Origin of the sequence: Lentilactobacillus kosonis, from assembly GCF_003864335.1 — a bacterium.
Taxonomy (GTDB): domain Bacteria; phylum Bacillota; class Bacilli; order Lactobacillales; family Lactobacillaceae; genus Lentilactobacillus; species Lentilactobacillus kosonis.
This window is the reverse complement of the sequence record NZ_BEXA01000005.1, coordinates 52,620-79,005: the sequence shown is the minus strand read 5'-3', so window position 1 is coordinate 79,005 and position 26,386 is coordinate 52,620. Positions and strand designations below refer to the sequence as shown.

34 protein-coding genes and 3 pseudogenes are annotated in these 26,386 nt (G+C 38.2%); 19 read left to right on the top strand and 18 right to left on the bottom strand.

The window, feature by feature from the left end; all coding sequences use genetic code 11:
- Positions 1-41 precede the first annotated feature (41 nt).
- The 5 genes from NBRC111893_RS08645 (at position 42) to NBRC111893_RS08625 (ending at position 3,024) form a co-directional block, all read left to right on the top strand.
- Entirely contained in the window at positions 42-608 is a 567-nt protein-coding gene (locus NBRC111893_RS08645) for a phenolic acid decarboxylase (RefSeq protein ID WP_125008738.1), read from the top strand.
- 93 nt (positions 609-701) lie between these two features.
- On the top strand, positions 702-1,091 hold the full coding sequence (locus NBRC111893_RS08640; RefSeq protein ID WP_125008737.1) for a tautomerase family protein: 390 nt from the start codon (positions 702-704) through the stop codon (positions 1,089-1,091).
- Between the two features lie 164 nt (positions 1,092-1,255).
- Complete coding sequence (locus tag NBRC111893_RS08635) at positions 1,256-1,690, top strand: nuclear transport factor 2 family protein (protein WP_125008736.1); 435 nt, start codon at positions 1,256-1,258, stop codon at positions 1,688-1,690.
- Between the two features lie 166 nt (positions 1,691-1,856).
- Positions 1,857-2,492, top strand: coding sequence for an FMN-dependent NADH-azoreductase (locus tag NBRC111893_RS08630; RefSeq protein ID WP_125008735.1), 636 nt, complete (start codon positions 1,857-1,859; stop codon positions 2,490-2,492).
- Between the two features lie 43 nt (positions 2,493-2,535).
- Entirely contained in the window at positions 2,536-3,024 is a 489-nt protein-coding gene (locus NBRC111893_RS08625; RefSeq protein WP_125008734.1) for a MarR family transcriptional regulator, read from the top strand.
- Between the two features lie 54 nt (positions 3,025-3,078).
- Here NBRC111893_RS08625 and NBRC111893_RS08620 read toward each other — a convergent pair whose 3' ends face one another.
- Entirely contained in the window at positions 3,079-3,687 is a 609-nt protein-coding gene (locus NBRC111893_RS08620) for a TMEM175 family protein (RefSeq protein WP_369689738.1), read from the bottom strand.
- A 206-nt stretch (positions 3,688-3,893) separates the two neighbouring features.
- Between NBRC111893_RS08620 and NBRC111893_RS08615 the strand changes: the two genes are divergently transcribed.
- Positions 3,894-4,763, top strand: a complete 870-nt coding sequence (locus NBRC111893_RS08615; protein WP_125008731.1) for an aldo/keto reductase — start codon at positions 3,894-3,896, stop codon at positions 4,761-4,763.
- Positions 4,764-4,842: 79 nt separating this feature from the next.
- On the opposite strand, the gene NBRC111893_RS08610 is transcribed toward NBRC111893_RS08615, so the two are convergent.
- Both NBRC111893_RS08610 and NBRC111893_RS08605 read right to left on the bottom strand, forming a co-directional pair.
- Positions 4,843-6,027, bottom strand: a complete 1,185-nt coding sequence (locus NBRC111893_RS08610) for a multidrug effflux MFS transporter (protein ID WP_125008730.1) — start codon at positions 6,025-6,027, stop codon at positions 4,843-4,845.
- Positions 6,028-6,244: 217 nt separating this feature from the next.
- The gene (locus tag NBRC111893_RS08605; RefSeq protein ID WP_125008729.1) at positions 6,245-6,520 is read right to left on the bottom strand and encodes a hypothetical protein; all 276 of its coding nucleotides are present in this window, start codon (positions 6,518-6,520) and stop codon (positions 6,245-6,247) included.
- A gap of 272 nt (positions 6,521-6,792) precedes the next feature.
- On the opposite strand from NBRC111893_RS08605, the gene guaD reads away from it, so the two are divergent.
- The 3 genes from guaD to NBRC111893_RS08590 all read left to right on the top strand — a co-directional run bounded on the left by guaD (position 6,793) and on the right by NBRC111893_RS08590 (position 9,503).
- Positions 6,793-8,130 (top strand): guanine deaminase, encoded by a 1,338-nt coding sequence (guaD, locus tag NBRC111893_RS08600; protein WP_125008728.1) that lies wholly within the window; start codon positions 6,793-6,795, stop codon positions 8,128-8,130.
- Positions 8,131-8,257: 127 nt separating this feature from the next.
- Positions 8,258-8,836 carry a TetR/AcrR family transcriptional regulator gene (locus tag NBRC111893_RS08595; protein ID WP_125008727.1) on the top strand — a complete coding sequence of 193 codons (579 nt, stop codon included), beginning with the start codon at positions 8,258-8,260 and terminating at the stop codon, positions 8,834-8,836.
- A gap of 16 nt (positions 8,837-8,852) precedes the next feature.
- The gene (locus tag NBRC111893_RS08590; protein ID WP_125008726.1) at positions 8,853-9,503 is read left to right on the top strand and encodes a nitroreductase; all 651 of its coding nucleotides are present in this window, start codon (positions 8,853-8,855) and stop codon (positions 9,501-9,503) included.
- Between the two features lie 106 nt (positions 9,504-9,609).
- Here the strand turns inward: NBRC111893_RS08590 and NBRC111893_RS08585 are convergent, their stop codons facing one another.
- The 4 genes from NBRC111893_RS08585 to NBRC111893_RS08570 form a co-directional block, all read right to left on the bottom strand.
- Positions 9,610-10,527: an SDR family oxidoreductase gene (locus NBRC111893_RS08585; RefSeq protein WP_125008725.1), complete on the bottom strand. Its 918-nt coding sequence runs from the start codon at positions 10,525-10,527 to the stop codon at positions 9,610-9,612.
- 165 nt (positions 10,528-10,692) lie between these two features.
- Entirely contained in the window at positions 10,693-12,546 is a 1,854-nt protein-coding gene (locus NBRC111893_RS08580; protein ID WP_125008724.1) for a heavy metal translocating P-type ATPase, read from the bottom strand.
- A gap of 3 nt (positions 12,547-12,549) precedes the next feature.
- On the bottom strand, positions 12,550-13,092 hold the full coding sequence (locus tag NBRC111893_RS08575; RefSeq protein ID WP_125008723.1) for a ferritin-like domain-containing protein: 543 nt from the start codon (positions 13,090-13,092) through the stop codon (positions 12,550-12,552).
- 2 nt (positions 13,093-13,094) lie between these two features.
- A complete protein-coding gene (locus tag NBRC111893_RS08570) occupies positions 13,095-13,322 on the bottom strand; it encodes a heavy-metal-associated domain-containing protein (protein WP_125008722.1) in 228 nt (75 codons plus the stop codon).
- Positions 13,323-13,470: 148 nt separating this feature from the next.
- Between NBRC111893_RS08570 and NBRC111893_RS08565 the strand changes: the two genes are divergently transcribed.
- Positions 13,471-14,127: a Crp/Fnr family transcriptional regulator gene (locus NBRC111893_RS08565; RefSeq protein ID WP_191984844.1), complete on the top strand. Its 657-nt coding sequence runs from the start codon at positions 13,471-13,473 to the stop codon at positions 14,125-14,127.
- A gap of 55 nt (positions 14,128-14,182) precedes the next feature.
- Here NBRC111893_RS08565 and NBRC111893_RS08560 read toward each other — a convergent pair whose 3' ends face one another.
- From NBRC111893_RS08560 to NBRC111893_RS08550, 4 genes are all read right to left on the bottom strand, one after another.
- Positions 14,183-14,515, bottom strand: coding sequence for a hypothetical protein (locus tag NBRC111893_RS08560; protein WP_125008720.1), 333 nt, complete (start codon positions 14,513-14,515; stop codon positions 14,183-14,185).
- A gap of 110 nt (positions 14,516-14,625) precedes the next feature.
- Positions 14,626-15,021 (bottom strand): amidohydrolase family protein, encoded by a 396-nt coding sequence (locus NBRC111893_RS11905; RefSeq protein ID WP_261341444.1) that lies wholly within the window; start codon positions 15,019-15,021, stop codon positions 14,626-14,628.
- Positions 15,022-15,026: 5 nt separating this feature from the next.
- On the bottom strand, positions 15,027-15,584 hold the full coding sequence (locus NBRC111893_RS11900) for an amidohydrolase family protein (RefSeq protein WP_261341443.1): 558 nt from the start codon (positions 15,582-15,584) through the stop codon (positions 15,027-15,029).
- A 13-nt stretch (positions 15,585-15,597) separates the two neighbouring features.
- Positions 15,598-16,440 carry an alpha/beta fold hydrolase gene (locus NBRC111893_RS08550; protein ID WP_125008719.1) on the bottom strand — a complete coding sequence of 281 codons (843 nt, stop codon included), beginning with the start codon at positions 16,438-16,440 and terminating at the stop codon, positions 15,598-15,600.
- Positions 16,441-16,553: 113 nt separating this feature from the next.
- On the opposite strand from NBRC111893_RS08550, the gene NBRC111893_RS08545 reads away from it, so the two are divergent.
- Entirely contained in the window at positions 16,554-17,108 is a 555-nt protein-coding gene (locus tag NBRC111893_RS08545) for a TetR/AcrR family transcriptional regulator (protein WP_125008718.1), read from the top strand.
- 49 nt (positions 17,109-17,157) lie between these two features.
- On the opposite strand, the gene NBRC111893_RS11895 is transcribed toward NBRC111893_RS08545, so the two are convergent.
- Complete coding sequence (locus tag NBRC111893_RS11895; RefSeq protein ID WP_261341442.1) at positions 17,158-17,724, bottom strand: amidohydrolase family protein; 567 nt, start codon at positions 17,722-17,724, stop codon at positions 17,158-17,160.
- Positions 17,721-18,176, bottom strand: coding sequence for an amidohydrolase family protein (locus NBRC111893_RS11890; protein WP_261341441.1), 456 nt, complete (start codon positions 18,174-18,176; stop codon positions 17,721-17,723). The genes NBRC111893_RS11895 and NBRC111893_RS11890 overlap by 4 nt, the downstream gene beginning before the upstream one ends.
- Before the next feature lie 120 nt (positions 18,177-18,296).
- Between NBRC111893_RS11890 and NBRC111893_RS08535 the strand changes: the two genes are divergently transcribed.
- Positions 18,297-18,884 carry a TetR/AcrR family transcriptional regulator gene (locus tag NBRC111893_RS08535; RefSeq protein ID WP_125008717.1) on the top strand — a complete coding sequence of 196 codons (588 nt, stop codon included), beginning with the start codon at positions 18,297-18,299 and terminating at the stop codon, positions 18,882-18,884.
- A 44-nt stretch (positions 18,885-18,928) separates the two neighbouring features.
- Here the strand turns inward: NBRC111893_RS08535 and NBRC111893_RS08530 are convergent, their stop codons facing one another.
- Positions 18,929-19,342 carry a pyridoxamine 5'-phosphate oxidase family protein gene (locus NBRC111893_RS08530; RefSeq protein ID WP_125008716.1) on the bottom strand — a complete coding sequence of 138 codons (414 nt, stop codon included), beginning with the start codon at positions 19,340-19,342 and terminating at the stop codon, positions 18,929-18,931.
- A 170-nt stretch (positions 19,343-19,512) separates the two neighbouring features.
- Here NBRC111893_RS08530 and NBRC111893_RS08525 point away from each other — a divergent pair.
- Together NBRC111893_RS08525 and NBRC111893_RS08520 are read left to right on the top strand one after the other, a co-directional pair.
- Positions 19,513-20,375, top strand: a pseudogene (locus NBRC111893_RS08525) (SDR family oxidoreductase).
- Positions 20,376-20,384: 9 nt separating this feature from the next.
- A complete protein-coding gene (locus NBRC111893_RS08520) occupies positions 20,385-20,813 on the top strand; it encodes an Rrf2 family transcriptional regulator (RefSeq protein WP_125008715.1) in 429 nt (142 codons plus the stop codon).
- Positions 20,814-20,853: 40 nt separating this feature from the next.
- Here NBRC111893_RS08520 and NBRC111893_RS11450 read toward each other — a convergent pair whose 3' ends face one another.
- Together NBRC111893_RS11450 and NBRC111893_RS11445 are read right to left on the bottom strand one after the other, a co-directional pair.
- Complete coding sequence (locus NBRC111893_RS11450) at positions 20,854-21,003, bottom strand: hypothetical protein (protein ID WP_225417715.1); 150 nt, start codon at positions 21,001-21,003, stop codon at positions 20,854-20,856.
- Between the two features lie 74 nt (positions 21,004-21,077).
- A complete protein-coding gene (locus NBRC111893_RS11445) occupies positions 21,078-21,314 on the bottom strand; it encodes a hypothetical protein (protein WP_225417713.1) in 237 nt (78 codons plus the stop codon).
- A gap of 80 nt (positions 21,315-21,394) precedes the next feature.
- Here NBRC111893_RS11445 and NBRC111893_RS08510 point away from each other — a divergent pair, with 80 nt between their 5' ends.
- The 4 genes and pseudogenes from NBRC111893_RS08510 to NBRC111893_RS08495 all read left to right on the top strand — a co-directional run bounded on the left by NBRC111893_RS08510 (position 21,395) and on the right by NBRC111893_RS08495 (position 24,064).
- Positions 21,395-21,955, top strand: a complete 561-nt coding sequence (locus NBRC111893_RS08510) for an NADPH-dependent FMN reductase (protein WP_125008714.1) — start codon at positions 21,395-21,397, stop codon at positions 21,953-21,955.
- 124 nt (positions 21,956-22,079) lie between these two features.
- Positions 22,080-22,418, top strand: a complete 339-nt coding sequence (locus NBRC111893_RS08505) for an ArsR/SmtB family transcription factor (RefSeq protein WP_125008713.1) — start codon at positions 22,080-22,082, stop codon at positions 22,416-22,418.
- A pseudogene (locus tag NBRC111893_RS08500) lies at positions 22,415-23,091 on the top strand (type 1 glutamine amidotransferase domain-containing protein). Before NBRC111893_RS08505 ends, NBRC111893_RS08500 begins: the two are co-directional and overlap by 4 nt.
- A gap of 54 nt (positions 23,092-23,145) precedes the next feature.
- Positions 23,146-24,064, top strand: a pseudogene (locus NBRC111893_RS08495) (NAD-dependent epimerase/dehydratase family protein).
- A 46-nt stretch (positions 24,065-24,110) separates the two neighbouring features.
- Here the strand turns inward: NBRC111893_RS08495 and NBRC111893_RS08490 are convergent.
- Positions 24,111-25,052: an MFS transporter gene (locus NBRC111893_RS08490; protein WP_439957182.1), complete on the bottom strand. Its 942-nt coding sequence runs from the start codon at positions 25,050-25,052 to the stop codon at positions 24,111-24,113.
- An 8-nt stretch (positions 25,053-25,060) separates the two neighbouring features.
- On the opposite strand from NBRC111893_RS08490, the gene NBRC111893_RS12310 reads away from it, so the two are divergent.
- Positions 25,061-25,273 carry a hypothetical protein gene (locus NBRC111893_RS12310; RefSeq protein WP_439957181.1) on the top strand — a complete coding sequence of 71 codons (213 nt, stop codon included), beginning with the start codon at positions 25,061-25,063 and terminating at the stop codon, positions 25,271-25,273.
- Positions 25,274-25,430: 157 nt separating this feature from the next.
- On the opposite strand, the gene NBRC111893_RS08485 is transcribed toward NBRC111893_RS12310, so the two are convergent.
- Entirely contained in the window at positions 25,431-26,330 is a 900-nt protein-coding gene (locus NBRC111893_RS08485) for a LysR family transcriptional regulator (protein ID WP_125008712.1), read from the bottom strand.
- Positions 26,331-26,386 lie beyond the last annotated feature (56 nt).

Sequence of the window (26,386 nt, the reverse complement as noted above, 5' to 3'; positions counted from 1 at the left end):
TATAGAATATCATAATCATGTTCTATAAAACATGTAATTAAATACATGATTTAAAAAGGAGTAATGACTATGTTAAAAAAGAATTTAAAACCTTAGATGATTTCTTAGGTACCCATTTTATTTATACTTACGATAATGGTTGGGAATATGAATGGTATGCTAAGAATGATCACACAGTTGACTATCGAATTCATGGTGGAATGGTTGCCGGCCGCTGGGTAACTGATCAAGAAACGAATATTGTAATGCTGGTTCCAGGAATTTATAAGGTTGCCTGGACTGAACCGACTGGAACTGATGTTGCATTGGATTTTGTACCTAATGAGCTTAAATTAAATGGTACAATTTTCTTCCCTAAGTGGGTTGAAGAACATCCGGAAATTACAGTTACTTATCAAAATGAACATATTGATTTGATGAAAGAATCAAGAGAAAAGTACGAAACCTATCCTAAATTAGTTGTGCCAGAATTCGCTAAGATTACTTATATGGGGAATGCTGGTCAAAATAATGAAGACGTAATCAGTGAGGGACCATATGAAGGTTTGCCTGATGATATCCGGGGTGGAAGGTATTTTGATGAGAACTATCGACGAATTTCAAAATAATTCCCTTAAGTAATCTTCAGCAGTATGATATTGATAACACCAGTTTTGGTGGTTAGTGCCACGAAAATTCATTAATTTAAGGAGACCGACTTTATGCCATTAATGAGAATCGATGTTATCAAGGGTCACGACGAAGAGTACTTAAAGAAACTGTTGAAAATTGCTTATGAGGTCCAACTTGCAACATTCCATACACCGGAAGGTGATCGCTATCAAATTTTGACTCAACATGAGCCATTTGAAATGCAGATTTTGGATACTGGTTTAGGAATTGAAAGAACTAACGATGTGGTGTTCTTTAACTTGGTTACCCGACCACGAGCTACTAAGGCCAAGGAAGCTTTCTACCGTCAGTTAACCGATCGCTTACACAATGAATTAGGATTGCGACCAGAAGACATCGTCTTTAGTTTAGTTCCTAATAATGATGATGATTGGAGTTTCGGAAATGGGGAAGCTCAGTTCTTAAATGGTAAGTTATAAACCTAAAAACAGCGTTCATCAATTAATTATGAACGCTGGTTTTTAGGTTTATTATCGGCAGGCAAAATTAATAATTAAAAGTCGAGTTGTTATGATTCGTATTAGATGGGTGCAATATTTTTCCCAAAATAAGAACTTAATACTAGTGAGGTTAGTTAAACAACATGACAGACAAAGAAAAAGTGCAACAAGTGATTAATGATTATGCAACTTATGCTGATACTCGGCAAACCCAAAAGCAATTTGAATTATTCACAAATGATGGCTCAATGACGGTATATTATCCATGGAATGATCCAGATAAACCAGATTTAGTGGATACTCCTGAAAAATTAATGGCAACTTTTGAGGCATTAAAGCAATATGAACATACATTTCATATGATTGGTCAATCCTCAGTTACGGTTGAAGGAGATCAAGCTAAGGCGTACGTATATACAATTGCTCATCATGTTACCGCTAATGAAGATGGCACTAAGTCATTGATGGTGGCGTATCTTCGTTATAATGATCAGTTCGCAAAGCAAAGTGATGGCAGTTGGTTATTTACTAACCGGGAACTTCATGCTGATTTCATTGAAAATCGGCCATTAAATTAAAAAATCAAAATAAAGTCTAAACCCGTATTCAATATGGGTTTAGACTTTATTTTTTTGATTTTGAAATAAAATAATTCAGATATTTTGTTGACAAGCAACAAAATGCGATGTACTATTCTTTTTGTTGACAAGCAACAAAATAAAAAGAATTTAAGAAGGTTCTATTATGACAAAATTATTAGTTATTCAAGCTCATCCCCACATTGACAACAGTTTGTCTCTGACAGTGGGAAAGCAATTTATTAAATCATATAAACAAAGCCATCCCCAAGATGAAGTAATTGTTCGCGATTTGTTTGATGGATCTGTCCCACCACTAAATGACCAAACCATGGAAGCGTGGCGTAAACAAAAATTTAATGAGCCCTTGACTGACGATGAGAAGGCATTGTTAGATCAACATTCAATCTGGCTTGATGAATTCATTAGTGCTGACAAGTACGTGTTTATCAATCCAATGTATAATCACTTTTTGCCAGCAGAATTAAAACAATATCTCGATATTACTGCTGTGGCCCATAAAACATTTAAATACACTGTCAATGGTCCAGTAGGCTTGCTGACTGATAAGAAACTAATACACATCCAAGCTGCCGGTAACTTCTATCATGATGAACATGGCAATGATCAGATGGCCATGATGGATTTGGGGGATGCTTACTTAACTCATATGGCCAACTTTTATGGTATCGATCAAATTGAGAAGCTCTTTATTGAAGGGGCAGATGCTAAACCAGACCAACGCGAAAATATTTTAAGTACGGCCCTTATTCAAGCCAATGTGATGGCCAAAACATTTTAATGTATAATTAGATTAATTTGGGAATAGGGAAGTGTAATGGTTAATGGAAGAGAATATAATTGCGTTATTACAACAGGCAATTAGCATGATTCGCTCGGAGAGTGTTAATGGCCGTGGAGCTCAGGAGCAAAAATGGTTACAGAATCATTTAGATAATCCTGAGTTGCAGACGGTAGTTACGCAACTGTCCATCGTTTCGCTTCATATTCTGTCTAGTCTAGAAACTGGTGAATTAACAGGGATTGAATTAGCTGAACAGTTGAATGTAACTAGAGGTGGAATCACTAGAGCCGCCAAAAAGTTAACTCAGACTGGATTGATTGAAGTTAATCAAAAGCCAGATGATAGAAAGAAAATCTATTATTCTCTAACTGAAGATGGCGTCACACTGGCAAAGGTTCACGATGAAATGCATCGTACTTTGAACCAGCAAATGATTGATCGAGTCATCTCAAAATATAGTGATGATGAACTGAGAAATGCAGTTAGGCTAATTGATGACTTAGCCGAATTTGAACGAGGATTTTATTAATTTAAAGCGTAAAAAACACCTACCAACGTCTTTTAGTTGGCAGGTGGTTTTAGTTTATTCCGCCTTCATTAAACTGCTCATTCTTAGGTAAGCGAAGAAGTGAAAGATGATTCCGCTTCCTAATAAAATAGCGCCACCAATACTAGAGAAGAAAGTTACGCCGATTGCAATCAGGTAAATAATAATACTCCGCATGGGATCAGCTTTTATTTTTTGATAAAATGTGCTGCTTAAGCGATGATTTTTAAGTTCTTGATGGTGATGAATGTATTCATACATAATCCAAAAGGTGGCCGAAATAAACAAGGCCACAATATCGTAAACAATTAGGGCGGTCTGCAGGTCTGGTTGGTTATAAGTACTTAAAGTGTGGGCCACTAATGACATAGGATAATCCAGCAAGGTGATACTGAACAACATTAATAAGTTCAATAAATTTACGTTTCGATCAATATGATCAAGCATGCTGAAATAGTCGTGGTGAAATAGCCACAAGGTCCCCACATAAAAATAAGAAAAACTATATGACAATAATAATGGCCATTGATTGATAAGCGCGGTTAATAGATGCCCAGATTGATAGTCAGGAATGCTGAATTCCAACACTAAAATAGTGATTAGAATTGCAAATATTCCGTCACTGAAGGCTTGAAAACGATCCATACTCAAAATTAATTCCCCCATAAAATCAGAATCCAACTGTATTATACAACTACTCCGGTCGTTGTGATCTTAGTTCGCCCCGCACATTGGACAAAATTGTTCCTAATTTGAATAAAGTCGGATGTGGCAGGAAAATTATTTTCATTGACCTAAACCCGACTTGAGGTCTTACACTGTCTCTATTATATAAATAAGAGGAAAAGATAATGAAAATTGAAACAGAAATGGTTGAATTAAATAATGGAGTTATGATGCCCAAAATTGGTTTTGGTGTCTTTCAAATTGCACCAGAACAGACAGAGCAACTGGTTATAAAGGCATTGGCATCCGGGTATCGTTTAATTGATACAGCCCAATTGTACCAAAATGAGGTGCAAGTCGGTCAGGCGCTTAAGACCAGTGATGTTAAGCGCGAATCATTGTTTGTAACTTCTAAGCTATGGATTGATGCTACAGGGTATGATAAAACCATGACATCAGTAGACCGATCATTAGTGACATTGGGATTAGAATATATTGATTTAATGCTATTACATCAACCATATGGTGATATTTTTGGTTCTTGGCGGGCCCTAGCGGAACTACAACAGGCTGGTAAGATTCGGGCGATTGGATTATCCAACTTTGCTGCCGACCAAGTAGTTAATCTAGTGACAAATACAGCAGTGATTCCGCAAGTTAATCAAATTGAAGTCAATCCTTGGAATCAAAATAGGGATGGCATTAAATGGAATGAGAAATATCATATTCAGACAGAATCGTTTGCCTCCTTTGCAGAAGGGAAAAATGATATTTTTCACAACGAAACGTTGATGAAGATTGCCAATAAGTATCACAAGACTGTCGGCCAGGTGATTTTAAAATGGCTGGATCAAAGAAATGTAGTAAGTCTTATTAAGACCATTAACCCAGTTCATATGACCGATAACTTGGAAATTTCTAATTTTGAACTAACGTCAGCAGATATGGCTGATATTGCTATGTTAGACACTGATCGGTCAATATTTGGAGATGTTCGCACCCCGCAAACAGTTGAAATGCTGAGCAAGGTTAAGTTGGCGATGAATAACATGTAGTTAATTTTGGGATGAATTATTCCTTAATATTCATAAAAAACAAGTTGCTAACTTAGATTAAGTTGCAACTTGTTTTTATTTATTTACATTTGTGTCGATTTTTAATATTGAAGAATATTTTACCTATAAGCATCAGGCTAATGATAATAACTAAATATCTCGGCAAGGCAAAGACAGTTCCATCGTGCATAAAGCTCATTAAGAATGTAAATGAACTGATAACTAGATAATAAATAAAGCTTAATAAGCCACTGGCCGTACCAATAACGTCTTCAAAACCAATTAAGGCTCGACTTAATGCAATTGGTAAGGCAATATTTATTCCAACAAAAGTTATAAAAACTGAGATTAGTAATAAAATTAGCACATTAGTGGTTAGAAAAATACTGAGTGCACCAATTAATGAAATGATTAGACCCAGATCAACAATGTTATTTGAGGATATTTTTCCCGCCAGTCGATTAGTCGTTATTGCTCCGAGAATGCTAGCCACACCGACTACCAATCCTAACCAACCAAATTGGAAAGAGGTTAAGCCAAAATGATTTTCAAAAATAAACGGCGCTTCGGCATAATAACTAAATAAAATGCCGTTAATTCCACTTATTATTAAACAATACACCCATACTTGAGGGCTTTTAACCATCCGAAGGGCAATTGTTTGCCACGGAATGGCTGTACCAATAACATTGATAACTCTGGTTTCTGGTAACTTAATGGCTACCGATAAGATTAGCAGAATCGACATAGTTATTAATAACTTAAAAATACTATGGTAATTATTAAAGTATGAAAGTAGACTGCCGCCTAGCAATGGCCCTAATGCAGGCGAAATGGCCATCGCAGCACTAACCTTAGCAAATACCCTTTCACCATATATACCACTAAATGATTCACGCATAATAGTTTGGGTAATTACCGATCCAGCTGCGGCTCCGAATGCTTGAACAATTCTAGCAGTCATGAATAAGGTGAAATTATTAGATAATAGTAAGCCGATATTTCCAATTAGATAGGTTATAATGCCTAACATCATGGCTGGTCGTCGACCAAAGTAGTCTGACAATCTACCCCAGAATAAAACTCCTAAGGCGAAGCCTATGAAGTAACTGCTCATCGTTAGTTGGCTGGTTTTAGCACTGACCAGCATAATGTTACTGATATTTGGTAATGCAGGCGTGAAAATGGATTCACTGATTTGAGGGAAACCAACTAATGCAATAATTAGGATAATAGCTGGTGTTTGTTTATGGACGTTATTCACGTTAATTCTCCTTAAAAATTTAATTTACGGAAGAACGTCCTAAGCCACTTACAGTGGCAATGGAAATAAAAGTTGTGTAGTCAACCACTGAATTTCAGCTCCTTTTCGAAGATAATATTATTTAGATTACCTTATAATTACCCGGATGGCAATATGCAATATTTGTAACTTAATGTGAATAAAAAATGCAGTCACACTATTAATGTGACTGCATCTTTTAGTATTCCTTAACGTCGGTTAAAATTCTTCGTTCTGGATGGGGCGAATCATCATTGATGATTTCAACGTCAGGAGAGCTTGTTTTAGTTTTATTTTTAGCATGGTTAGCAGTGAAGGTTTTAAATTGGTGTCTGGCAAAGATAAATAAGCCAATAACAGCGATGATTAGAGGGACAAACAAAAGTAATCGCCATGTTAAAGCTATTCCAACTAGCAACAAGATGGCTGGGAAGAAATACTTTAATGGATTGCGATTAAATAGGTTAAGTGTCAATTAGGATTCCTCCGATAATTTATTTATTTGATACACGATTCTACTAGCTTTCTAATAAAAAGCAAGAGACATTAATCAAAATATTTTGCTTTAATAAATTAGCATTTGATGATTACCGCTGATTAATAAATAAATCGGTTTTTAGTTCAATAAACGCGTTTTTTGGTGATTGATTTGCCGCGTATCGACTTAAACACGAAATATAATAATTTTTAAATCACTAATGTTTATGTTATAGTTTTGGTATTCTGTTAACCCAATTGGAGGATAATATGTATTTACAAGTTATTGAGGGCAACTACTTTACTTCAGCAGACCGTGAAAGTATCTATGCTGGTGAGGACGCATTGATTTGTATTGATCAGGGTGGCAAAATCGCTCGTATAGTTAAAAAGGAAGCGAGTGACTTTTCAGAAGTGCGTCAAGCGGCCTTGATTCAAAGTAAGCTGCACCAGCTTTCAAATGATGAACGCCTATTACCGGGATTTATTGACCTGCATGTTCACGCTCCTCAGTGGCCCCAAGCAGGATTGGCTTTAGATAAACCGTTGAATGACTGGTTAAATACATATACATTTCCGCTAGAAGCTAAGTACAAGGATGTTGAATTTGCGACCCCTGTTTATGCTGACTTAATGCAAAATCTCTTAGCTAATGGAACTACAACTGCGATGATCTTTGGGACCGTTTATAATGATTCGAATTTGGAGTTAGCCAAACAGGCTGTTAGTTCTGGATTACGAGCATTTATTGGTAAAGTTGCAATGGATAATCCTGATGAGACACCTGAATATTATCGAGACTTTTCCGCTGAGCAAGCCCTTGAGGATACTGAAATATTTATTGAAAAGATATTAGCAATGCAAGCTAATTCGGAGACAACAATTTTTCCGGTCATTACCCCACGATTCGTTCCAAGTTGTACCGATGAATTGTTGGCTGGCTTGGGTAACTTGGCTCGCCGATATGATTTACCAGTTCAATCACACTGCAGTGAAAGCGATTGGGAAGATCAATATGTCCTTGACCGTTTTCATAAGCGAGATGCAGAAGTCTTAGATTATTTTGGATTATTAACTGATAAATCAGTGATGGCTCACGGAACACAATTGAGTAATTCAGATTTAGATTTATTTAAAAATCGGCAAACCGCCGTCGCCCATTGTCCCATTTCTAATGCATACTTTGGCAACGCGGTATTTCCGACAAACGTCGCTTTGGCCAATGGCAATAAGGTTGGGATGGGGAGTGATATTTCTGGGGGCTACTCACCTAGCATTTATAAAAATATGCAGCAGTCGGTAATGGCATCCCAAATGTTAACAGACGGAGTTGATCGCCGACAGGCCGAAAATGTGCGGGGAGCTGGCAATTCCAGGATTTCTATGAAGACGGCTTTTTATTTAGCAACTCGAGGCGGAGCAGAAGCTTTACACATCCCAACTGGGGCGATTGAGGTTGGATATCAAGCTGACTTTCAAGTGGTTAAATTACATTCAGATTATCTAACTAATGATAGGGATGATGAATTTGAACAACTAATGTATCAAACAGAGCGGGCTGATATTTGCCAAGTAATAGTTGGAGGCAAGCAGGTTTATCAACGATAGTTAGTGAATATGTATTACGCTGGCATAGGTCGCTGGCAATGCTCATTAATAAATAAATCATTGCCGATTTTTTAGTCGGCAATAATTTATCCTTGTAAAAGATAGAGTTATCTTTTATAATATCAGCATGAAGAAAAAAGATATGAACAAACAAACCATTATTCAAGATGCAGTTGCTGAAATTATTTTAGCGGAAGGGGCTGTGAGTGTTTCCACCACGAAAGTCGCTAAGTTAGCCCACATTGCGCAATCTAATGTTTATCTATATTTTAAAGATAAGCAGGCATTATTGGACAGTGTCTACCAACGAGAAAGGAATCGGATTATCAATACTACCGATATTGCTGAATTAAGAAATCATGATATCGATATTGAAACTCGGATTCGGTATTATATTGAACAGGTTTATGACTATTCACTAGCTAATCCTGATAGCATGAATTTGATTCAACAAATCAAGTTTTTGATGGGTGAAGATGATGGCCTGGTAATTAACGATTCACCGAACAACATCGTTCATGAGTTATTACAGGAGGCTATTGATAATCAAGTAATTAAGAAGTTACCAATTAATTTGCATATGGGGATGGTATTTTCAACGATCCATCAACATACTAATAACATTGGTGACCAGCAATATCCTGAATCAGAATATAAGTTTGAAGATATTTATCAATTTATTTGGGACGCAATGCGAATTCATTAGCATGGAGGAATTTAAAATGGATGTTTTAGAAGCAATTCAAACCCGGCATTCAACGAGAGCGTTTGAAGATCGCCCAGTAGATAAAGAAACACTAACCAAGATTGTGGCTGATGCCCAACACACACCTTCATGGGGTAACTCGCAACCTTGGAAAGTATATATAGCAACGGGTAAAAGTTTAGACAATATCAAACAGCGATTTGCTAGTAATGCGGAAGATGGCGTTGCGGAGAATGCTGATTTATATAAAGTTCACCGCGGCGATTTTTCATCCTTTGCTAGCCAAAATATGGGACACTGGGTGGGCACCTTTAGGCCTGTGATTGAATCAGATCCAGATTCTTACTGGGATAGTCGGGGTAACTTGTACCGGGCACCAGCCATTGCTTATCTGGTATTGGATGCTGATCCTAATAGTTGGTCGATTTATGACCTAGGAGCGTTCTCAGAGACTTTGATGTTATCAGCAACTGGTCGTGAAGTTCAATCATTGGCATCTTACGAATTAGTTAAGTATCCTGATGTGATTCGTGATGAGTTGGGAATGCCTAAAAACAAGGTGATTGCTATGGGAATTGCTTTAGGGTATGAAAAGTCAGACAAGAAATTAAATGCATATCGTAGTGATCGGGTATCGACTGATCAAATTTTAAAGATTGTTGATTAAGATATTATTTAAAACTTAGTTCAGAAATGAATTGAGTTTCTTTTTGTATAAATGTAGTTACAAAAATCCCTAGCTCTCCTTGAGAGCTAGGGATTTTTGAATTTGCTTAGTTATTTTTTAAGTACTCAACGTTGTCTGGGTTTGATAGGAAAGACTTTAAATCAACCAGTAGTCCGGGATGAGTTGGGTGCCAGTTAAGCTCTCGTTGAGTTTTGTCACTACTAGTTGGATTGTTGAGTTGCAGTGTGTTGCTAAGAAATGGGCCAGCGTACTCAACAGCATCATCTGCAGTTAATGATTTTAAGGGTAAGTCTAAAGTGGTGCTGATGGTAGTGGCGATATCTTTGAATTGGATTCCTGATTCAGCGACTGCATTATAAACTGATCCAGCCGTACCTGCTTCAAGTGCATCAACAAATAAGTTAGCTGCATCCAATTGATGAACTGCAGGCCATTCGTTAGTGCCACCATTAAAGTATGCAGCAGCACCATTCTTAATAGCAATTTGCGCAGCCACGGTTGCAAGTCCCTGACGAGATGCGTCGTGAACGGTTGGGGCTAGGCGAACGGCTGTTACTCGAACACCTTTAGCAACAAATCCTAAAGCTGCCTTTTCTGAGCGGGTTCTTAGTTCTTTATCATTACCGGCGTCATCTTCAGTTGCGGGGCGGCCTTGGTAAGCGACCATCAAAGTACCTGAAGTATTAACAAACGGTTTGTTGGTCCCTGCTAGGGCTTCACCCAGGGCGTTAACGGCATTAACGTCTTGTTCAACTGCCCCGGCCATGTCGTCAAAGTTATTAGTAAAGCCAAGATGAATAACGCCATCACTGTTTTTAGACCCTTCAGCTAGAACTTCGGTATCTTCAAGGGTTCCACGAAGAACCTCAACGCCCTTATCGGTTAATTTTTGTGCTGAGCGATCTGAACGAGCGAGACCGATTACTGAGTGATTTCGTCTAAGTAGTTCATCAACTACAGTTGATCCAATAAATCCGGTTGCTCCGGTAACGAAAATTTTCATATTTTTAAATTCCTCTTTAATTTGTTGTTTGATTTAAAGATAAGACTATCTTTAATGTGGATTTATTATAAAAGATAATGCTATCTTTTGTCAATGATTTTGTTTAAATTAAATCTGGATGTACTAAAAAGCCACTCAGGCTTATTAATGAAAGAGTTGCTTCAATTATAATTTGATTCTTAAAATGCGCATTGCATTTAAGATAACTACTAGGATACTGGCCTCATGGACAAACATTCCAGTCGCCATATCAACGTAATTGGTTAGTAACCCGAGGAGCAAGACCAGCACAGTGGCAATTGCAATCACAATGTTTTGACGCATATTGTTAATGGTGATGCGAGCTAATTTTTTGGCTTTAAAAATATTATTAAAGTCTGAATCAATTAAAACCACATCAGAGGTTTCAATTGCGGTATCAGTTCCACTACCCATAGCAATCCCGACATCGGCTTTAGCTAGGGAAGGGGCATCGTTAATGCCGTCACCGATAAACAGAACTTTGTGGCCTTTGGCTTGCTCTGCCGCTAAGATGGATGCTTTATCAGTGGGCATTAGTTCTGCCCGAACATCGTCGACATTAATCAATTTACCGATCTGATTAGCAGTTTTTTGGTTGTCACCAGTTAGCATTGCAAAGTTTTTGACTCCATATCTGCGTAAAGCATTCAAAACATCCTTAACTCCAGGGCGGAGCTGATCGATAATTCCAAACATCAAGACTAATGTTTGGTCAGCCACCATTAGGACAATCGAATTACCGGACTCTTGCAGACCTATTAGTTGCTTAGTTTGCTTGGCAGTTAGGTTCACGTGGCTGGTTTCCAAGACGGTTGGGCTGCCTAACCAGATGGTTTGCTGATCGTATTCAGTAGTAATTCCAACACCATTGATGGTTTTAGTATCTATTGATTGGTTGATATTATCAGTTGATTTTTCAGCGTATTTAACAATCGCTGTTCCTAAGGGGTGCGTAGAAGCTTGTTCCATTTGGCTGGCAATTAGCAACCAGTTTTCATGATCATCATATTGATAGAGGTGACTAACGCTGGGATGGCCAGTCGTAATCGTACCGGTCTTATCAAACAACAGCGTGTCGACATTATTCAGTTCGTCCATCACGCTACCCCCCTTAACCAATATCTTACCTTGAGCGCCGCGACCAATCCCAGCAACGTTAGAAACTGGTGCGCCAATTACTAAGGCCCCCGGACAGCCAAGAACTAAGAACGTAATGGCTAGTCGAAAATCTTTAAAGATTAAAAAGATTAGCGCGGCGATAATCAAGACGGCTGGAGTGTAGTACTTCGCAAACTTATCAATGAACTTAGCGGCGGGAGCTTGATTATCTTGAGCATCTTCCACTAGCTCAATGATTTTACCGAAGGTGGTGTCTTCGCCGACTTTAGTAGCCTCAACAGTAATTGTGGCCTCCTGATTAGTAGTTCCCATGTAGACCTCATCGCCAGGCTGTTTTCGCGCACTAATCGATTCGCCAGTGACGATGGCTTCATCCAACAAAGTTGATCCGGTTAAAATCTTACCGTCGACAGGGACTTGATCGCCAACTCGCACCAGGAGCTTATCGTCAACTTCAATCTCGTCAACGTCGACCGAGTCTGTTTCACCATTGTCATTTAATAAGAGGGCGGTCTTGGGGGCACTTTCAGTTAATTCCTTAATTGATTTGTGAGTACGGTTTAAAGTCCGTTGTTCGAGGAAAGTCCCCAATATGAATAAGAAGGTTACGACTGCAGACTCTTCAAATTCTTGAATAACGACGGCCCCAATTACGGCAATTGAAACTAAGAGCTCAATACTGATGACTTTGGCATTAAGGGCTGATATGGCGCGGATAATTGTGGGTAATCCAGCCATAATGGTGACGATAGCGAATAAAATATTCGCAATCAAGGTTAGTCCCGCAGCTCGAAAACCAAATCCAATCAATAACAGAATGGCGGACCATAATGTTAATTGAGTCCAATGCTTATTAAATTGATTAAGTAGTTTAGCCATCAGCTAATCCTCCTCATCTTCATCTAAGTATCCATCAAGCGGTTCATTACCTAAGCGAGCTTGGAATTTTCGGTTATAAGAATTCATTAGTGATTGGAGGTTAGTGATATCGCTGGTAAGGCCGAATTTTTCTTCATTATTCGCTAACTTAATCGCACGGCCAATAAACATCTGACTAGTTTGGATATCAGCAACAATCATTGATAGCATTTCGTCTGCACTAAGATATTTATTTTCCCCAGCTTCGGTGATCATCGAATACTCTTCAAATTCAGCGGTGGTTGAGGCCGGTTTCTCATTCCATTCAACTAAGCGATTGCCAATTGAGATAAATTCATTGTCGACAGCAGTCCGAAATTCACTAATTAAATGTTGATCACTTTGATAGTTAGGTCCCTTGATGTACCAATTGAATTGAATTAGTTTATTTGATAATTTGCGGAGGTTAGCTAGAATATGGCCAGTCATTGCTCCAGCGGTGGGAGTATGGTGGTCTATTTCTGATTGTACTTGTTCGGCTTCCCATTTTTCAGTAATTGTTGTCATGGTTATTCACCTTTTTCTTTCATTGTTTTAACAGTATAGCCAAGACTAGTAACGGTCTTGACCAGATTATCGCCATTAGTTTCATCATTAATGGTCGCTTTGATTTTGCTAGCATTGAATAATACTTTGACATCTTCCACGCCGGATTGTTTTCGAAGTGACTGATCGATTTTAGTCATACAGCTTGGGCAGGTCAGGGTATCGAGTTGCATAATTACTTTTTTTGACATGATGAGGATCTCCTTTGAAATTAGTTATTTTCTTTGATGACCTTATTATCTGTTATCATAGAATAAATGAAATTGACCCAGATCAAGTTTGGGGTAAAATAACGCCAGAAAATTAATTTTAGTTAGGATGAGGTACGTAATGGATGAGATTTCTAAGCATCACTGCGTTTCGTTAGTGCCAATTTTTCAAAACTTAGATGAAACCCAAGCACAATCAATTGAAGCAATTGTTAATCACCATCATTATGAAGCTGGTGAATTTCTGTATCAGCAGGGGGAACCAATCAATGAGCTGTCAATTATTGCTAGTGGCCAAGCGAAAGTCATTCAAACTACGGCCGATGGTAAGGAACAATTGTTGTACCTGTTACAGGCGGGCGACATCAATGGTGAGGCAGCTTTAATTAGTAAGTTAACGCACACATCTGCTGCCAAAGTTTTGGTACCAACGACTGTTTGTTCAATCAATCGGAATGAATTCCAAAAACTATTACTGACGACTCCGCAACTAAGTGTGAATGTGTTGGATGTGTTGGGTAATCGGCTAAGTAATTTAGAAGAACATACAACTTCAACCAATACGGAACACGTTGATGTCCGGTTAGCATCATATCTGGAGGATACCGCTGCAAGTATTGGTGAAAATCCATTCACGTTGCCAATTACTCAGGCCGACTTAGCCTCCATGCTAGGGACCACTCCGGAGACAATTAGCCGCATCTTTGCAAAATGGGAAAAACAATCTTTCATTGAGCGAGAATCCCGGCGTAAGTTAAAGATTATTGATTTGGATTCAGTGATTTGATAATTAAGTCCAAATAAAAAGACTAGTCAATTTTGATTTGACTAGCCTTTCGATTTTAAATAAATAGAAATAATCCTAAGAATATTGCGTTACCAATGGCGGTTAGCAATGGTCCCCAGGTTTTAAATCGGCTAACTGGAATGCCGACAATCCCATCGATAAATTGGACTCCAATCATAATTAGCGTGATGGTAATTAAGTAGGGATTGGAGTGAATAAATAATAATCCAAGGGCAACCACGAATAACGATAGGCTCCGAGAAAATGCATAACGAGCATTAATCATTGCCCCGTCATTTCGAGATTTGCGAACTGCATCAATGGAAAAGCCAAGGCTCACGGTAGCACTAATTAAGGTGACGATGGCGCAAAGATAGTAGGAAAGCATTAGGTTTGAACTCCTTATTATTGAATTTACTATTTTATATTAGCATTAATTAGTAGCATATAAGAGCAAATTAAAACCAGCAGCTGAATTTCAGTCGCTGGTTTTTTATTTTAAAGTTCAGATAATTTAAGATCGAATAACCGAACAGCATTTTGTCTGAACATCTTTTCTTTGAGTGGTTCAGATAACATGTCAGTCGTCTCTAACTTGTTTGCTAGGTCGAGTACAACTGGGGTTGGAGTATATGGTGTGTCTGATGCATATAGTAAATGATCAGGATTAATCATTTGAAGTAATGCAGGTAATTGTTGAGACATCACCATTCCGGCAACGTCGAAGTATTGGGTACTCATTGCCTTTTGAATTTCGAGCTGGTCAGCTGATAACTCAGGATTTAATCCCTTGGCTAGTGGAATCCTGTTAGCAACGATAGGTAATACAGCACCAGCGTGGGGGATGATGAACTTAATGTTAGGGAAGCGACTAAAAATGCGTTTGTCTAACATGTTTACTACAGTTCTAGTGGTATCAAAAAGAATTCAAGAATTGGATCAGGGATGTCCTCATTGACATTTGGGACTGAAACTCCTGGGGCGTTTGGATGAAGGGCAACGATCGCATGGTTATCATCCAATGCTTTCATGATTGGGTCCAAACTAGGATCACCAATGTAAGTTCCTCGGGAGTTAGTTGGCATGGTGTATCCAGCAGCAACGTTTTCTTTTGTAATTTGGTCAATCACCTTTAAACTTTCATCAACATATGGAAGTGGTAGTGAAGCGAAGAAACCAATTTTATCAGAATATTTTTGAGCTTGGGTAGATGCATATTCATTAACTTCATCAGCTAATTCAAGAGTGCTACTAGCTTCACCGGTGTTAATGTGAGGTGAAGAAATTGAGAGGTATGAATACTCAATATTAGCTTGATCCATAATTCCTAAAGTCGTATCAATGCTGTATTCAGGAGTCTTGACTCCATCGCCCATATCATTGAATTGTTCCTTTAGAAATTGTTTGTAACCAGGTGATAAATAGTGGGCGTGAACATCAATTTTACTGTATGACATTTTAATTAGTCTCCTATCTAAGAAATACTGCTGCTAATGTGGTTCCAAATCCTTCAGGCTTTTGAGCATAACCTAAGTGACCGCCAGGAATATCGAAAATCGTTACATCCCAGTACTTGGCCAAGAATTTGTTAACATCTTGTGGATACGAACCAACTGAATCAGTTCCGTTCAGCAATGAGATTTTATCACGATACTGCTTTAATTGGTCGATATCGATCTTCCGACTAGTATATTGACGAATTTCGTACTTGAACCAGTATTGCATCCCTTTAACCCGGGCGTCTGCTGCGGCCTCATCGACACCAGTAGCTGGTTTACCCATCATTTGGGCATCCAAACCACCGATTCTCATCGTTTGACCAAAGAGTTTCATAGCTTCTTGCATATTATCAGTCAAAGCTGTTTCAACGATTTGGTTGTTGGCTGCCTGATCTTTTTCAGCGGTTGGCAAGAAACTGTTGATTGGAGGCTCATGGAAAGCGATTCGTTCGATGATATCTGGGAAATCTTGAAGAACTTCCATTGAAACGATTGAACCAGATGAACTACCAACTAGGTAGATCTTTTGGTTGGGGCTAAGTTCTTGCGCTAAAGCATTGATATCAGCGGCATCAGTTTCAATTCGGTAAGTACTATCAATGTTGGCAATTTCATCAGGGGTTGGGCTAGTTAATTCACTTTGGCCATAACCACGACGATCAAACATGACTACGGTAAATTTATCTTTCAGAAATTCAGCTGCTTGAGTAAAAATATCACCGGTTCCGTTGGCACCTGGAACGAAAATCAATACTGGACCTTCACCGACTGTTTGGTAATAAATGTTTGCGCCAGCTCTTTTTAAGTAACTCATAGACATGCTCCTTTAGTTTTAATAGTTATTGTTCAGTAAAAATGGTAAGTTATTAATGAATGATTGAAGTATAAACTCATGGTATGAGTTAGTCAAGAAAAAGGGAGTAAAAAATGAAACGTGGAACCATAACTAGAGAAATCGTGATTGATCAGGCTCTGAAAAATGTAAGTGAAAGTGGATTTGATCACTTGACCTATAATGGCTTGGCAAGAACGATTGGCATCCAACCTCAATCAATGTATCGATATGTCGCCAACATTAATGATGTTAAAAGTGGGGTCATTGCTGAGTATATTACTCGACTAAATGATAATATTAATGAAAAACTTGGTGACGATTCAGGTAAAAAAGCATTGCATAATTTTGCTGAGTATTTTATTTCATACACTAAAGATGGAATTCCGTTTACTGAAATGATTAGTGGATTAATTAATTACCGAAAAGAGGAGCTGGTCGAAAAAGCTCTCGATAAACTTCGTCAGGGACCAATTTCAAATATTGGTTTGCTTACTAGTGATGCTGAAATGATTGAAAAAAATTCTCAGTTATACTTAGATTTTATTATTGGTAACTTAAGCTTTTTAACGATGCAAGTTGATGATGTTGATAAAAATAAACGATTGTTTTTAGCTAACATTGATCGGATTATTGATTTGTTCGAATAATGTAAAAAAGCACTATCGCTTTAGAATTCTAATTGCGATAGTGCTTTTTTTAGTCAAGGTGTAACAATTTCTCAACGTTTTCGTGAGCAATCTTTTCTTTACTTTCTGGGCTGATTGGGGCTTCTTCTAAGAATTGGCCAGCATGATTAGATTTAACAAATGGGTAGTCTTCTGACCAGAGAATGTGGTCGGCACCAACGCGGTTAAGACTGAAGAGCATTTGGTCGTACTCAAAAATCCCACTAGGAGTGATGTAAATGTTGTTCCGGTAGTACTCAGAAAATGATTTCTTTAAGCCAGTTGCTACCGGAGCGGTCATTTCATCTAATCGGTTAAGAAATGTGGGAACGAATTCGCCCCAGTGACCAGAAATTAGCTTGAGGTTTGGCAATTTGTCAAAGATGCCAGAGAAAATTAACCGAATAATTTGAATGCCGGCTTCCATATGCCAACCAAAACCTGGAGTTGATAGAATTGACTTAACCGCATCATTGTAAGAGTCACTCTTGTATAGAACGTTCGTTTCTTCTTCGGTTGGGTAGCCTGGGTGGATATATAGCGGAACATCGAGCTTAGCGGCCATTTCAAAAATTGGGAAGAAGCGCGCTTCACTCAAAACTCCCCGTTAATGGTCCCACTAAAGAGGGCACCTTTCAGGCCAAGCTCAGTCACTGCTCGGTTAAGTTCAGTTGCTGCAGCTGCTGGATTGTTGGCTGGCAAAGTTGCAAATCCAACAAAGCGGTCAGGGTGATTAGCAATGTGCTTTGCCAACGCGTCGTTTAGGTCGCGACAAGCGTCAATTGATAAATTGTCTGGTAATAGCTGAGGGGTAATTCCAGCTGCAGAAACGACTTGCATATCGATATGGTTCTTATCCATATAATCGATTCGAAGTTGATCGACGTCAATCATTTCTTCTACGTTAGGGGCAGCAGCCACCATTCCAGCAGTCATGGCGGCGTCATCGGCTTTGATTTTGTCTTGGTTTGGTAAGGTTGCCTTGTAATCAGCAATAATTTTTGCGGCTTCAGGGGTGGTAAAGTGTTCTTCAACAGTAATAATTTTCATAAGTAATCGCTCCTTTTTCACATGGTGATTTATTTAACTCACGGTGTGAATTAATTTCAAAACATAGTATAAACTCACACTGTGAAAAAAGCAAACATAAGTGTATACTTGAAATAAATTATGGAGCAGAAAGGTAAGAAAACTGTGGTTAAGCATGCAAAACTTTCCAAGGAATTAATTGAAGATGCGGCAATCAAATTAGTGAAAGAACAGGGATTTGATAACTTGAGCTATCGGGGATTGGCAAGGTCATTAGAAGTTTCCCCTCAATCGCTGTATCCGTATGTGGATAATTTAAGTCAACTGGAAGTAATGGTAATTGTTCATTACTTGAATAGTCTAATTGATGAACTTCAAGATAATTTGATTGGTGTTTCTGGTAGGGAGGCATTGGAAGAATACGCCAAGGTGTTTTATTCGTTCACGAAGAATCATCTTGAATTTTCAAAAGTATTTTCGGCGGCAGCTAATCATCCTGATAGTTCGAGCATTGATGATCAATTTAAACGGATGCGAAAAATTCTGGAAAAGGCTATGCACTATATAGATGCTGACCATGATACAATCATGAATCACATTACATTACTAGTAACTAACTTGATGGGATATGTGGTGATGCAGGATCTGAACTTTTTTGACCAAAATGATCCATTACCTGAAAATTTTGAGAGTAACATCAAAGTTATTATTGATTCGTTTGAGAATTAATAAAAAAACAGAGCGACCAATTAGTGGCAGCTCTGTTTTTTTATTTATTTAACTGGATCATTAATGATTTCAATTCCGGCATTTGGACCAGCATCAAGACTCACAATTCTATCAACAGATATAACAATTGCGGCAATGACGTCTGGTAATTTATTTTCAGTTGCATAAGTTTGAGCATCTGTATGAATTTGATCACCTTGGTGAATTACTGCTCGGCCTTCAACCCGAATGCCTTTCATTCCTGGATGGGGATGAAAAGCTACTGCAATCTTGTGATTATCTTGCAAGTTGTGCCATGCTTGGTGACCAGTTTGCTCATTGTAAATTAAGTGTTCATCATCAAAAATACGCATGGTGCCCTTAGGACCAACCTGGGGGTTACCATTCTCGTCAACCGTTGCAATGAACGCAAATGAATCAGCGATTAATTTTTTCATATCATCAGTTAAAACTGCCATAATAAAACCTCCCATACGTTTATAAAATCATTATAAGGCGCGATAAAAAAAAACTGTTAATGATTGGTTCAGCAAATTTATTTTTAATATCCTGTTGACAATAAAAGTACAAGTGTTAAAGTGGAACTTGTTAAATAATAAAAATACAAGAAAAACAGAGGATAATAAATATGAAATTTGCAATTACAGCAGCAACAGGTAACTTTGGTCAAGCAGCTATCAAGCAAGTATTAAATTTAATCGATACTAATGATCAAGTATTCGCAATTGCCCGGAATGTTGAAAAAGCTAAGGGACTTCTTCCAGCTAGTGTAGAAATTCGTCAAGGCGATTACGATGATGCACAATCAATGACGGATGCTTTTCAAGGGATTGATCGAGTATTATTTATTTCATCACAACCAGGTGGTAAAGTGGCCCGTGGTCAACAACATTTGAATGTGGTCAATGCATTAGGTCAAGCGGGTGTTAAGTTTGTGACTTACACTAGTTTCCCTAAAGCTGATACGGCAGCCAATCCATTGGCAGCCGATCATAAGCTAACTGAAGATGCCATTAAAGCTTTAGATATTGACTATTCATTCTTACGTAACAATTGGTATTTGGAAAACGAGATGGCCTTCATCCAAAGTGGTGCCAATGCACCAATTGCTGAGTATTGGGCAAATGGTAAAGCCGGTTGGGCTCTAGAACGCGAGTACGCAGAAGCAGCCGCTGATGTATTAGTTAACGAAAACCATCAAGCCGTTTATGAATTTAATGGGCCATCAAGCAGCTACGCTGATTTGGGTGAAGCATTGAAGCAAGCAACGTCAAATAACTTTGAGGTTCAACAAGTATCACAAGAAAAATACACTGAAGATTTGGCAAAGACGATGGACGGTAATCATGATTTAGCTGCAATGTTGCGTCATTCCAAGCACCGATTGAAGATGGCTCACTAGCGACTGATACCGATGATCTTGAAACGGTTCTTGGTCATGAGTTACTCAGTCTTACTGACTCAATCTCAGAGATTTTAAACCGAAACTAGGGTGAAGTTGTGAAGTACTCATACAAACTAAGTGATGCAATCCACATTCTGACATATTTGATTGTTTACCAAGAAGGCGATCTTTCTAGCAGAGCAATTGCTAATAGTATTGAAACCAATTCAAGTGCAGTCCGTGGATTAATGGTCGACTTAAAACGGGCTGGAATAATCAATACGCAGCAAGGTAGCTCTGAGCCGACCTTGAGTAGACCGGCCGATCAGATTACGATGTTTGATGTGTATCAAGCAATAAATATGGATCATGATTTAATTCACGTTGATCCCAAAACTAATCCTAATTGTATTGTGGGCAGTAATATTCAGGATACACTGAATGAAGTGTACCAGAATGTTGAACAAGCTGCATTTCGCAGTATGGCTGAAACTACCATTCAAGAGATTATCGATGGTGTTTTGCAACGTGAGAGTCAAAAGTAACCTGATTATTTTAAATACGAAAAAGAGACTGGCCTTAAGGCTAGTCTCTTTTTTGTTTGTATGAATTCATATCTATGTTTTTTAGAACCTTAGCTAACTTGGCTAACCCTGCGTTAACGGTGTTGATGTCGTCGCTAGTTAACGAGCTTAAAGATTGAGCGATAACTTCTTTCCTAGTTTTCGTAATCAATTGAAAAATATCATTTCCTTTCGGAGATAACGTGATATTTCTAATTCGCTTATCGTTTGAGTTAGGAGTAGTGACTAGTAATCCTTGACGCTCGAACTTATCAACTTGGCGGCTGGTTGAAGAATGATTTTGCCGAGTTGACTGGCTAGTTCGCCAACACTGATTGAAGATGCAGCACCAATTCTAACAATAATGGGTAGTAGATTGGGATCATTTTTGATGCCAGCTTCTTTTAGCAAGAAATTATCGTTTTGGGGGTTATTGAAAAAGTTAACTATATATAATAGTGATTTAAATATTTCGTTTTCCATGCTTGCAATTATAGCATAGATACCTTAGAATGAATTGTGTGCAATATGCACATAAATTAAACTAGACGGAGAATTTAATAATGACAAGAAAAGTCGGAATTATCCTAGGAAGTAATCGTCCCACACGAATAGGTGGCGACATCGCTGAATGGGTGAAAGCATCAATGAAGCACGATGGCCTGGAATTAGACATTATTGATCTGGCGAAAATCAATCTTCCATTTTTAGATGAGCCCGAAATTCCGGCTATGGGTAATTACCAACAAGAACACACCAAAAAATGGAGTAAATTGATTAGGCAATATGACGGAATCGTGTTGCTATTTCCGCAATATAATTGGGGATATCCGGCCGTCATTAAAAATGCTTTGGATTATTTGTATGAAGAATGGCAACATAAGCCAGTTAGCATCATGGTGTATGGCGGTCATGGCGGTTTTCAGGGATTGATTGCAATGAAATTAGTTACTCAAGGCTTGAAAATGTACAACATGGCAGTTAACCCTGGCTTGGCTATTTCAAAAGAAATGTTTGATGAAAATCATGAATTTATCGATATTGATAAATCATTTGCTCCAATTAAACCGGAAGTTAAAATGGTATCTGACGAATTCATTAACTTATTTTCAACATTCAAATAACGAACACTGACCACTGCTAAGGAGCAATCCATAGTGGTGGTTTTTTGTAGAATACCAAATTGTTTGACAAGTAAAATAATTAATGGTTTAATGGTTTAAAATATTAAACCAAAGGAAACTGACTATGCAAGATTTAAGCGGAATTCAAAAGCAATTAACTGGTCTTAGCGATTTTTTGGTCGCGTTAGGGGATGAAAAGCGGCAGGCAATTCTGATTGAACTGATGGCTGCGGAAAATGGCATCCAAGGATTACGAGTCATTGATTTAACCGATGCGACTAATCTGTCCCGTCCAGCAATCTCGCATCATATTAAAATCTTGATGCAGGCAAATTTAATTCAGTGTCGGAGTGAGGGAACTAAGAATTACTATTACTTGTCTCATGATTTAACTCAAATCAATCAGTTACAAGACTTGATCAGTAATGTTAAGACAATCGTTAAGGAGAGTGGCCGAGAATGAAAAAAGTACTAATTGTAGAAACCAATGTTACTCGATACGCTGGAACCCATGATGCAACCGGGCTTTGGCTTGGTGAGTCAACTGAATTTGCCGAAGAACTTCAAAAGGTTGGTGTCGAAGTGGACTACGTTAGTCCCAAAGGTGGTTTCGTTCCTCTAGATCCTCGAAGCATGAAGTATGTTGATGAATCGATTATGGAATTTTACGAAACGCCCGATTTTAAAACTCGCGCGCTTAGTAAGACACTAAGTCCTAGCGAGGTTAATCCTGATGATTATTTCGCGATTTACTACGCTGGCGGTCATGGGGTGATGTGGGATTTCCCAGATGACAAGGAGTTACAGTCAATTGCAATGGCAATTTATCAACAAAATGGCTACGTTACTTCAGTGTGCCATGGCATTGCCGGTCTATTAAATATCAAAGATGAAAGTGACCACTATTTAATTGCTGGCAAACTATCACCGGATTCACGAAGAGTGAAGAAATGTTAGCTGGTAAAAAATCGGTTGTGCCATTCTTCAACAAAGAAGAAGCTGAAAAACGGGGCGCTAATTTCAAACAAAAACGGGCATATAAAGACTTTGCGGTTCAAGATGGTCATTTGATTACTGGTCAAAATCCATTTTCAGCTCGCTCAGTTGCTAAGTTATTGATTAAAGAAGTTAAATAATTTTTTGAATTTATGGTTCAAAAGATTAAACGGTTAAACGAAAAGGAGAAACAAATGCAAACTATTCTAGGAAGTAACGGCCAAATCGGTCATGAATTGGCTGAGGAGTTGTATCAAAATTATACTAAGGAGCTCCGCCTAGTTAATCGTCATCCAAAACAGATTCACCCAACTGATCAAACGGTCGCTGCTAACTTACTTGATTATGATGAAACGGTAGCGGCGATTGACGGTAGTGATATCGTGTATTTCACAGCAGGATTACCGATGAATTCAGATATGTGGGAGCAGCAATTCTTAGGGATGCTAGATAATGTCATCAAAGCTAGTAAGCAGGCTCATAGTAAACTAGTGTTTTTTGATAATACCTATATGTATCCTAAGAATGCAACGCCCCCAGACTGAGGATAGCCCACTTCTTCGTGAGGGTCGTAAGTCAACGGTTCGAGCAAAAATGGCAGAACGTTTAGTAGATGAAATGAAGCAGGGTGAATTACCAATCGTTATTTGTCGAGCACCAGAATTTTACGGCCCCGATAACACCAAGAGCATTACTAATTCAATGGTCTTTAATCGAATTAAAGCAGGCAAGCGAGTCTTTATTCCAGTTAGTGATAGTGCAGTGCGAACATTGATTTGGACTCCAGATGCTAGTCGAGCCATGGCATTGATTGGCAATACCGATTCTGCTTATGGCCAGACTTGGCATTTGCCAACTCCAGACGGAATCACCTATCGGGAAATGATTGACCTTTCTGAACAAGTACTAGGTAAGAAGATTAAGTACTCTGTGATCAAATTATGGATGTTCAAGCTTGGAAGTCGATTCAATCCAGCATTGAAAGAATCAATGGAGTTGATGCCTCGGTACCAAGTTGATAACATCTTTTTGTCGGATAAGTTCAAAACTAAATTTCCAGATTTTAAGGTTACTTCATTTAAATCAGGAATTACTCAAATTTTGACTAAATAAAAACGTGAGTTGCTAGCGATAATTCGTTAGTTACTCACGTTTTATTTTAATTAATGTAGAATTGTTTTGATTTGAAACGGCCATAGAAGCCAATAGCTGCAACAACTAGAAGTATTCCGGTTACCACTAGAATCCATTTGATGGCCACAACGTCTGCAAGTGGGCCAAAGAATAACATGGCGATTGGGTAAATTCCAGTCGATACGATTTGTAGAATTGAAAAGACTCGGCCCATCCATTCAGTAGGAACGGTTTCTTGGATGAGGATGTTGGTAGTACCTTGAATGATTGGCATACAAATTCCAGAGCCGAACATAAAGACTAAGTAAACCCAAAATGGTTTTACAACGCCCATCGCGGCAAAACAGAATCCTGATCCAATAAACCCTAAAGTAATCCACTTAATTTTGTTATCGATTTTTGAGTGAAGTGAAATGAAAATCCCACCTAAAGCAGCGCCGATTGTCCAAAATAGTTCATTAAATGTTAATAACCAGACGTTAGTCCCAAAGGTTCGCTTAACGAATAACGTGGATAATTGTGATGATGGGGCAATCAAGATAAAACCAACTACGGTGAATAGCATTAACAAGCTTAAGCTCCGATTATCAAAGGTATATTTCAGCCCTTTAGTGATTTGGGTTAATGACCCCTTGACCTCACCTTGCTGCATCTTTTTAACGTTTGGTTCCTTGATTAGTAATAGAACGCCAATCCCACCAATGGAAGTAATCAAATCAATGACAAAAACGTAGATAATCCCGAGGTTTCCTAAGATATAACCACTTACTAGTGGTGAGATTAGTAGCAGGATAGAATTAGCGGTCTGATTGATCCCATTCGCTTGAGTTAGATGTGACTTAGGCGTTAATTCTGGTAAGAGGGAGTTAGCGACTGGCGTTGAGATTCCATTCCCTAACGAGCGAATTGCCGCAATCGCTAATAATAACCACAGGTTGCGATCAACAAAAATAATAAAAAATAGCAATCACAATTGTGAAGACTGAGGTAAAAATGCTGGCGAGTACTAATAAATCTCGGCGTTTGAACCGATCCGACCAAGTACCGGCCCATAGTGAAATTAAGATTTGTGGTAAGGAAGTGGCTAAAGTTGTTAACATCATCCAGGTCCCAGAAGAAGATTTCAGTGCGATATACCACAGAATTGCGAAAAACACGGCTGAAGAGCCGAAAAGAAAAAAGTTTTGAGCTACGATTAGGTAACTTAAATTAACTTTCCAATGATGGTTGTCCGACGGTTGTTCCATAATGATCAATCCCCACTTTAGTGTCTAATTAGTATGCATTAATTGTAGCACTGGAAAATTTAAAATATAAAAAACTTGTCGATTAGTTCGGCAAGTAGTTAATTAGTTAATTTATTTTGAATAAATTCCAATAAAGATTTAGTTGTATCTGTGGCAGTAATTTTATTGATTGCCATGACAATATCTTGATTTGGGGATGAGCCAGCTAAGTCGGCAATCTTAATATGGTATTTGGATTCTAGTTGACCGTCATTCATGCCAGAGTATAGAAAAGCTAATCCTTTCCCCATTGAAACCATCGATAACCCTTCATCGAGATTATTAACGTAGTAGTTGGCCTTAATATTAAAGCCATTCTGTAATCCTAAATTAATGACGTAGTCAACGATAACTGGTGATTGCTGACGTTCGAGGAGGATGAACGTTTCGTTTTTTAAATCAGCGAAGTGGAGTACTTCTTGGTTACTTAATGAATTGGTCAAGGGGATGGCAATTTGCAGTCGGTTTTTAAGAAATTCACTTTTAGTAATCTTGGTTAAATCGTGAAAGTAATTATCCAAATTAAATACTAGGTCATATTCACCATCGTCCAAACCATTGACAAGGTTCAAGGGTGTATCAGCATTTAGAATGAATTGAATTTTTGGATAGCTGGATTTAAATTCATTGAGAAGTTGATACATAATACTTAAGTTAAAGTTAGCCAAATATCCGATTTTTACTACGCTGGCCGCGTCCTGATCGTGATTATCGAACATATGTGATAAGTCGTCAATCTTTTCTAGTGCTTCAGCGGCTCTGATTAAAAATTGTTCACCTTCTTTAGTCAATTCGAGGGTATGACTTTGACGAAGTAGTAATTTAACCCCTAATTCAGTTTCAAGTTCCTGAATTCTGCGACTAAGAGTTGGCTGGGAGATATATAGTTCATCTGCTGCTTTGGTGAAACTTTTCTCATTTGCGACTGCCACGAAATATTGTAAGGTTGTTAGTTTCATAGATTTATTTCTCCATAAAAAATATGTTTATAACAACTGAGAAATTCAGTCGCTAT

Coding starts and splice junctions, on each gene's coding strand:
- NBRC111893_RS08640 (WP_125008737.1), top strand. CDS start 702: ATGCCATTAATGAGAATCGATGTTATCAAGGGTCACGACGAAGAGTAC.
- NBRC111893_RS08635 (WP_125008736.1), top strand. CDS start 1,256: ATGACAGACAAAGAAAAAGTGCAACAAGTGATTAATGATTATGCAACT.
- NBRC111893_RS08630 (WP_125008735.1), top strand. CDS start 1,857: ATGACAAAATTATTAGTTATTCAAGCTCATCCCCACATTGACAACAGT.
- NBRC111893_RS08625 (WP_125008734.1), top strand. CDS start 2,536: ATGGAAGAGAATATAATTGCGTTATTACAACAGGCAATTAGCATGATT.
- NBRC111893_RS08620 (WP_369689738.1), bottom strand. CDS start 3,687: ATGGATCGTTTTCAAGCCTTCAGTGACGGAATATTTGCAATTCTAATC.
- NBRC111893_RS08615 (WP_125008731.1), top strand. CDS start 3,894: ATGAAAATTGAAACAGAAATGGTTGAATTAAATAATGGAGTTATGATG.
- guaD (WP_125008728.1), top strand. CDS start 6,793: ATGTATTTACAAGTTATTGAGGGCAACTACTTTACTTCAGCAGACCGT.
- NBRC111893_RS08595 (WP_125008727.1), top strand. CDS start 8,258: ATGAAGAAAAAAGATATGAACAAACAAACCATTATTCAAGATGCAGTT.
- NBRC111893_RS08590 (WP_125008726.1), top strand. CDS start 8,853: ATGGATGTTTTAGAAGCAATTCAAACCCGGCATTCAACGAGAGCGTTT.
- NBRC111893_RS08585 (WP_125008725.1), bottom strand. CDS start 10,527: ATGAAAATTTTCGTTACCGGAGCAACCGGATTTATTGGATCAACTGTA.
- NBRC111893_RS08580 (WP_125008724.1), bottom strand. CDS start 12,546: ATGGCTAAACTACTTAATCAATTTAATAAGCATTGGACTCAATTAACA.
- NBRC111893_RS08575 (WP_125008723.1), bottom strand. CDS start 13,092: ATGACAACAATTACTGAAAAATGGGAAGCCGAACAAGTACAATCAGAA.
- NBRC111893_RS08570 (WP_125008722.1), bottom strand. CDS start 13,322: ATGTCAAAAAAAGTAATTATGCAACTCGATACCCTGACCTGCCCAAGC.
- NBRC111893_RS08560 (WP_125008720.1), bottom strand. CDS start 14,515: ATGCTTTCCTACTATCTTTGCGCCATCGTCACCTTAATTAGTGCTACC.
- NBRC111893_RS11905 (WP_261341444.1), bottom strand. CDS start 15,021: ATGTTAGACAAACGCATTTTTAGTCGCTTCCCTAACATTAAGTTCATC.
- NBRC111893_RS11900 (WP_261341443.1), bottom strand. CDS start 15,584: ATGTCATACAGTAAAATTGATGTTCACGCCCACTATTTATCACCTGGT.
- NBRC111893_RS08550 (WP_125008719.1), bottom strand. CDS start 16,440: ATGAGTTACTTAAAAAGAGCTGGCGCAAACATTTATTACCAAACAGTC.
- NBRC111893_RS08545 (WP_125008718.1), top strand. CDS start 16,554: ATGAAACGTGGAACCATAACTAGAGAAATCGTGATTGATCAGGCTCTG.
- NBRC111893_RS11890 (WP_261341441.1), bottom strand. CDS start 18,176: ATGAAAATTATTACTGTTGAAGAACACTTTACCACCCCTGAAGCCGCA.
- NBRC111893_RS08535 (WP_125008717.1), top strand. CDS start 18,297: ATGGAGCAGAAAGGTAAGAAAACTGTGGTTAAGCATGCAAAACTTTCC.
- NBRC111893_RS08530 (WP_125008716.1), bottom strand. CDS start 19,342: ATGGCAGTTTTAACTGATGATATGAAAAAATTAATCGCTGATTCATTT.
- NBRC111893_RS11445 (WP_225417713.1), bottom strand. CDS start 21,314: ATGGAAAACGAAATATTTAAATCACTATTATATATAGTTAACTTTTTC.
- NBRC111893_RS08510 (WP_125008714.1), top strand. CDS start 21,395: ATGACAAGAAAAGTCGGAATTATCCTAGGAAGTAATCGTCCCACACGA.
- NBRC111893_RS08505 (WP_125008713.1), top strand. CDS start 22,080: ATGCAAGATTTAAGCGGAATTCAAAAGCAATTAACTGGTCTTAGCGAT.
- NBRC111893_RS08485 (WP_125008712.1), bottom strand. CDS start 26,330: ATGAAACTAACAACCTTACAATATTTCGTGGCAGTCGCAAATGAGAAA.